Genomic DNA, 6,732 nt, shown 5'->3' on the forward strand with positions numbered 1-6,732 from the left:
GGGAGGGGCCGGGGGTGAGGGGGCTAGAACCGTCCGGACGGCCCCTTACGTCCCTGCCGCTCTCGTGTTCAAAACAAACCTCGTCACTCCACGAATGGCCACGTGCGAAGGCTCGCTCACCCTCACCCCCGGCCCCTCTCCCTGAGGGAGAGGGGGAGAACGGGGACCGGTGGTTACCGCGTGATCTGCAGGTCCGGGTTTGCCTCTTCCAGTTCCGCGACGCCCTCGCCGGTCAGCTCGGTGTTCTTCAGCGTCAGGGACTTCAGGTTCGGCAGACCCCTCAGCACGGCGACGGACTCGTCGGTGATCTGCGTTTCGCTCAGGTCCAGCCGTTCGAGCTGCTTGAGGTCCGCCAGCGCGGCGAGTCCCTCGTCGCCCACCTTGGTCTGTTGCAGGGAGAGGGCTTTGAGGTTCTCAAAGTTCGCCACGACCTCCTGCATCGTGGCGTCCGTGGCGCCGGTGGCCCACAGGTCGAGGTCTTCCAGCTTCGTCAGGCCGGCGAGTTCTTTCAGCCCCTCCTCACGCACGCCGGAGGCCTCCGCGAGGTTCAACGACTTGAGGTTCGTCAGCTGGCCGACGACCGGCATCAGCTTGCTCGTCACCCCGGTCTGCCGCAGGTTCAACGTTTCGAGGTTGGTCAACGCGGACAGCACCGGCTCGGCGTCGGCGTCGTCCAGCGTCGGCGCCAGTTCCTCGTCGGTGGGATAGGTTTCCTGAAGCGACAGCGTCCGCAATTCCGTGAGTCGGCCCAGCGGAGCGAAGCCCTCGGCGCCGTACACGTCGGAGCGGTCGAGTTCGAGGCTCCGCAGGTCCGGGAACTTCTCCGCAATGATGGCCGGCGCCTCGGAGAAGCCGGTGTCCAGGTCCAGCGCCTTGATCGGTTGATCGGCGGAGAGCTTCGACAGGCCGTCGTCGGTGACGGCGGAGCGTTCCAGCTTCAACGTGGCGAGCTTGGGCAGCTTGGCGACGGAGTCCATCGCGGCGTCGCCGACGTTGGAGAATCGCAGATCCAGCTCCCGCATGTCCTGCATCCCTTCGACCGGGGAGAGATCGTTGACGGAGACGGTTTTGAGCCGCAGCACCTTGAGGTTCGTCAGCCCGGACAGCTTGGCGAGGCCGTCGTTGCTGACGGGGGTGCCCGAGATATCCAGCCGCTCCAGACTGGTGAGCTGACCGACGACGCCCATCGCGGCGTCGTCGAAGGAGGTGCCGCCGACCGTCAGCGACTTCAGCTCCGGCATCAACAGCAACGGCAGCAGATGGGCGGCGTTGGTGGAACTGGTCGCGGGCATGGCGACGGCGGTCACGACGCCGCCGTCCTCGGTGACCGTGGCGCCGGCGTCGCGGAGGGCGTTCAGCAGCGGGTCGAGATCGGCTCCGCCGCCGTCAGCTTCCAGCACGGCGACGCGGGCCTTCAGGGCGTCGCGTTCGGCGATCGCGTCGTCCCGTTCGGCGATCGCGTCTTCGTAGTCTTTGACGACCGCGGCGTCCGGCTCGCAGCCGCTCAGCGTCAGGCTACACAGCGCGGCGCCGACCAGCGTCGCGGCGATCAGCGACGTTGGAGGCGTCTGAAGCGCCCTCGGGAGCAGCGGGCGGAGCGGAGCGGGGCGGGTCGTCACGGTCGAGCGTGGGTTCGGACGTTACATGGATGGACCGTTCAGCGTAGAGGGGGCCGTCGGGTCAGGCAATCAGGGCGAGGCGTCGGCCGGTTCGAAGAATCGGCGGAGTCGGCGTCTGTCGGCGGGCGCGAGGCGTTTTAGAACGCCCAAGTCGTTGAGAAACGGGGAGCGGGACTCCAAGAAAGGGACTGTGAAGGGGGTATGGAGAACGGACGAGCGGGGGTAGGCGTTTCCCACTGGGGGCGATCCCCGTCCGGTCCGCTTTACGGTCCGGCGTCTGGCCGTACGATCAGGCTCGCAGCCCAGCCAGCCGATCGAGTCGGTCGAAGCCGGCTCCGTTGTTCGGCTTGCCGAATGGTCCGAAAGAAGTGGGCCGCCCTGTTTCGTATTTCACAATGACCCCGGCCATTGATGAGCCGGCCGCCGCGATGGACGCCCTCTCCGATGCCGCAATCCGTATTACCCCGCACCCCGGAGGCGGAGGTGACGGCGTCTGCGGAAGACGCCGCCGCCTACGACCGGATGGACCACACGGCCGTCAATCGGGCGTTTGTCGATGATTTACTCGCCGAGCTGACCGCCGCGGGGCTGTCCGAACGGTTGCGGGACGGATTGAATCCGTTGCGGTTGCTGGATGTGGGGACCGGCGCGGGCCGCATTCCGATCGAGCTGGGCCGTCGTCCGATTTTTGCGCGGATGATTCTGGCGGACGCCTCCGAGGCGATGCTGGCCCGGGCGAAGAAGAACGTGTTCGCCGCCGGTTTGCAGGGCGGCATCCGGTTGCGGCAAACCCGGGCGGACGACTTGCCGTTCGAGGAGGGGGAGTTTCACGCGGTCGTGTCCAACAGCCTGCTCCATCACCTGACGCGGCCGGCGGAGGTCTTGCGAGAGGCGGCGCGCACGCTCAAACCGGGGGGGCTGCTGTTCTTTCGCGATCTGGTGCGTCCGCGGGACGCCGCGGAGGTGGATGCGCTGGTCGCCGAGCACGCCGCGAACGAAGAGCCCGCCGCCCGCGAACTGCTGCGGGCCTCCCTGCACGCCGCCTACACCCCGGACGAGCTGACGGACCTGCTGGCGGAGGCCGGCGTGCCGAACGTCGCCGTCCGTCTCACGAGCGATCGGCACGTCACGCTGTCCGGCTGCCCCCGCCCGGCGGAGCACGGTGCGCCGGAGCACGGTGCGCCGGGGGACGGTTCACCGGAGGACGGTTCACCGGAGGGCGGTTCGGAGAAGTCGGAACTGAGCGACGCCGGGAAGGCGTGATCGGTCTGGCCGGCGCGGGCCGAGCGAGATTTTGGCGCTTCGTCGTCTCCCCGTTTGCCCCGCCCGCGGGGCGACGTAGCGTTGCGGGTCGCCTTTCCTCCGGCGACCGGATCGAGACGAACCGCTCCCGGAACTTCCGGGGCGCCGGCTCTCGGCCCGTCGAAGTCGTGGCCCGCCAGGGCCGCGCGTGCGGTCGATCGGCGGTCTTCCACCGTCCCGGCCGTGACGCGTCCGCGGTACGCGGCGCGGCGGGATAACGCTGGGAGCGTTGGAGGGGACCCCGCCGCGCCGCGTTTTTCTTTGCGCCCGCGCCGATCCCGGCGTCCGTCCGAAGAGACGTGAGACCGGGCGAACGTAACGCCCGCTACTGCGGCGGTGAATCCGTCGGGGAGTCTGCCCGGTTCGGCAGGGGGACGCAGATCTCGACGGTGCAGCCGGCCTCGGGGGCGCTGACGACGGTGACGACCCCGCCCAGCAGATCGACCCGTTGCCGCAGGTCGCTCATGCCGAAGCCGTCCTTTCGGGCGCCGTCCGCCCAGGCGCCGTCGGAGGGGGCGTCGAACCCGATGCCGTCGTCGGTGATCGTCAGTCGGACGCCGGGATCGCCGTTTCGTCCGCCGCCGTTTCGTCCGCAGAGGGGGGGGCCGAACTCCGAACCGCAGACGCACCGCTCGAACGTCAGGCGGGCGGACTGCGCCTTCGCGTGCTTGATGATGTTCAACAGACTCTCGCGAGCCGCCCCGAACAGCAGCGCCGCCAGCGATTCGTCCAGTTCCGCGGAGGCCTCGTCGTCGCTGTTCACGAGGACGTTCAAGCCGTGACGGGTGCGGAACTGGCCGGCCAGCCAGCCCAGCGCCGGCCCGAGGCCCGCTTTCCGCAGGATCGGCGGGGCCAGCTCGGCGGACAGGCTGCGGCTCTCGCTGATCGCCTCGTCGATCAGCTCCGCGACGCGGGCGGCGAGTTCTCCATTTTGGCCTTCGCAAGAGGCTTCCAGCACGGACAGGTTCATCTTCGCCCCGACCAGAATCTGTTGCAGATGGTCGTGCAGCACGTGGGCGATGCGATCGCGCTCCTGCCGACCGGCTTCCGCGAGGCGTTCGGCGGCGGTTCGCAGTTGACCGGTGCGGCGGGCGACCTCCGCTTCGAGTCGCTCGTTCTGCTCCGTCAGAGTTTGCTCGTGCCGACGGGCGTCGGTGACGTCCTGCAGATACCCGATCAGCTTCGTCGCGGTGCGGCCGGCCTCGTGGGTGCGGTCCGGGAGGAACTGCATCGTCGCCATCGAGCGCAACCAGCGGTGACTCCCGTCCGGCTTGACGATGCGATATTCCAACAGGAAACGGCCGTCGCCGGCGGGATCGGCGGCGGCGGCGATCGCGTCTCTCATCCGCGGCCGGTCGTCCGGGTGCAGCGGGGCGATCGCGTCCTCCAACGTCAGCTGTTCCCCGGCCACGCCGAACAGCTCCCGCGCCCGTTCGTCCCACCAGACGATCTGGTCTCGCAGATCGAAGCTGTAGGCGCCGAGTTCGGCGGCGCCGGCGGCGAGCCGTTGGCGTTCCTCGCTGAGCCGCAGACGGTCCTCCTGCTCGCGGTCCTCGGTGACGTCCCGGACGCAGCCGACCAGCCGGGTCGCCGGTTCGCCAGGCCGCTCGAAACGCGCTTCGCCGTGGGCGCGAACCCAGCGGACGGCTCCTTCGCGTTCTCCCGGCGCCGGGGGATCGACGACACGATATTCCGCTTGATAGCGGGGTTCGCCGTCCGGGTCGCAGGCGGCTTCGACGAGCGCCCGCACGTTCTCGCGGTCGTCGGGGTGGATGCGCTCGAAGATGGTCTCCACATTCAGCACGTCCGGCAGGGAGCCGCCGAAGATCGCGCGACAGCGATCGTCCCACCAGACGCGGCCGGTCTGGAGGGTGAAGTCGAACGCCCCGAGGTCGGCGGCCTCGGCGGCGAGGCGGCGGCGTTCTTCGGTCTCAGCGAGCAACCGCTGCCGCGCGCGGCGGGCGGTCACGTCCTTCACCGTGCCGGTCACCCGCACCGCGTGCCGGGCGTCCGGGGAGCCCGGCGGGCCGGTTCCCTCGAACGTCGCTTCCCCGGAGACGGACAGCAGCCGCACCGTGCCGTCCGGCCAGACGACCCGGTGGTCCACGTCGTACTTCCCGCTGCCGGCGGGATCGAGGGTCTTGGGAATCTCCGCGGCGATCCGATCGCGATCGTCCGGGTGGATCGCGGCGAGCATCTCCGGCTGCGTGTAGAGCCGCTTGCCGGCCCGGAAGGCCTCGCCCACGCCGAACAGATCGGCCGTGCGGGCGTCCCAATCGGACAGCCCCGTGGCGGCGTCGAACTCCCAGGTGCCCAGGTCGGCGGCGTTGATCGCCAGCCGCAAGCGGCGTTCGCTGGCGGCGAGTTTGTCGGCGGCGGCGCGTTCGGCGGTGACGTCCCGCAGCACGCCGGTGCTGCGCTGTAAGCGGCCGCGGCTGTCGAACCAGCGTTCCCCCAGCGCCCGCACCCAACGCGTCTCCCCCTCCGACTCGCCGGGACGCGGCGGGTGAATGACGCGATGCGTGACGTCCAACCGAGCCGGGCCCCCGCCGGCCGGCATGGGTTGGACCTCGTCCAGCAGGGGCAGATCGTCCGGGTGAATCCGCTCGCGGAGCTGCTCCCTCGACGGCTTGCTCTCAAACCCCCCGCCGTACATCGCCACCGCTTCCGACGACCAATCGACGAGACCCTTCTTCAGATCGAACGACCACACGCCCATTCCCCCGGCCTCCGCGGCCAACCGCAGGCGGCGTTCGCTCCGGGTGAGCGCCCGGTGGGTCCGTATCCGGTCGGTCATGTCGACCGCCACGGCGAACAGGCTTTCCGTTTGCCCGTCGGCGCCCGTCAACACGGTGACGGTGTTGCGCACCCACACGCTGCGACCGTCCGGACGACGGAGGCGCTTGTCGCTCAGGAACGGTTCGCCGGTCTCCAACGCCCGAGCGAACAGGGAGTCCCGGCGGTCGACGTCGTGCGGGTGGGTGATGTCCCGGTGACGGCGGACGCCGACCAGCTCGTCCCGGCTCCAGCCGGTCATCGCGCAATAGCGATCGTTGACGTACAGGAACGTGCCTTTGCGATCGACCTGCGCGATCCCCACCGTCGACCGGGTGACCAGTTCGCGGAATTGCTCGTCGGAGACGCCCCGCGGCCGGAGGACCAGTTCCTCGTCCACCTCGCGCACGACGGCGATCACGCCGGCCGCATCGCTGCGCCCGTCCTTGAGCGACTCCGCGCTGGGGGGCAGCGGAAAGTAACTGGCCAGCCACCGGCGTCCCGCCGGCGCCTCCCGGGCCGTCCCGCTGACCGGGATCGACATCAGCGGCTCGCCCGTCTCCAGCACCCGCCGTTGGGCGGCGCCGACGACGTCCGCCAAGTCCGGCACCACCTCCGCCAAGGTGCGGCCGAGGAAGTCCGCCACCGTGCGGCCGTTCATCGCCGCCAGCATGGCGTCGATCCGTCGATACCGCAGCCGCCGGTCCAGCACCGCCACCCCCAACAGCGTCGACGCCCGCAGCGCCGGCGGCGGCGGACCGGGCTGGAACGGCAGCCCCACGTCCGACGCGGCGTCCTCGATCGCGATATCCAGCGCCGAGTAGTCCATCTCGGACCGCGACGCTTCAAAGGTGGACGGCATGCCGACCGGAGGGGTGGAGCGAATGTGTCGTCTCGGCGGCTCGGACGGGTCGTCCGGGCTATCGGCACGGTAGCACCCCCCGTCTGGCAGGGGAATCCCCTAAGCCGCCGTCCGCCCGCCGGATCTCCCCGGGTCGATGTGATCGAACGCTCCCAAGTCTATGATTCCCGCCCC

Annotated in this window: 3 protein-coding genes; 1 reads left to right on the top strand and 2 read right to left on the bottom strand. The window is 69.8% G+C overall.

Features of this window, described 5'->3' with window-relative positions; genetic code table 11:
• Window positions 1-173: 173 nt before the first annotated feature.
• Window positions 174-1,619: a leucine-rich repeat domain-containing protein gene (locus LzC2_RS19185; protein ID WP_171189645.1), complete on the bottom strand. Its 1,446-nt coding sequence runs from the start codon at window positions 1,617-1,619 to the stop codon at window positions 174-176.
• A 444-nt stretch (window positions 1,620-2,063) separates the two neighbouring features.
• Here LzC2_RS19185 and LzC2_RS19190 point away from each other — a divergent pair, with 444 nt between their 5' ends.
• A complete protein-coding gene (locus LzC2_RS19190) occupies window positions 2,064-2,882 on the top strand; it encodes a class I SAM-dependent methyltransferase (RefSeq protein ID WP_171189646.1) in 819 nt (272 codons plus the stop codon).
• A gap of 364 nt (window positions 2,883-3,246) precedes the next feature.
• On the opposite strand, the gene LzC2_RS19195 is transcribed toward LzC2_RS19190, so the two are convergent.
• Complete coding sequence (locus tag LzC2_RS19195) at window positions 3,247-6,558, bottom strand: PAS domain-containing protein (RefSeq protein ID WP_171189647.1); 3,312 nt, start codon at window positions 6,556-6,558, stop codon at window positions 3,247-3,249.
• Between the last annotated feature and the right edge of the window lie 174 nt (window positions 6,559-6,732).

The organism is Alienimonas chondri (assembly GCF_013036045.1).
In the GTDB taxonomy this organism is placed as follows: Bacteria; Planctomycetota; Planctomycetia; order Planctomycetales; family Planctomycetaceae; genus Alienimonas; species Alienimonas chondri.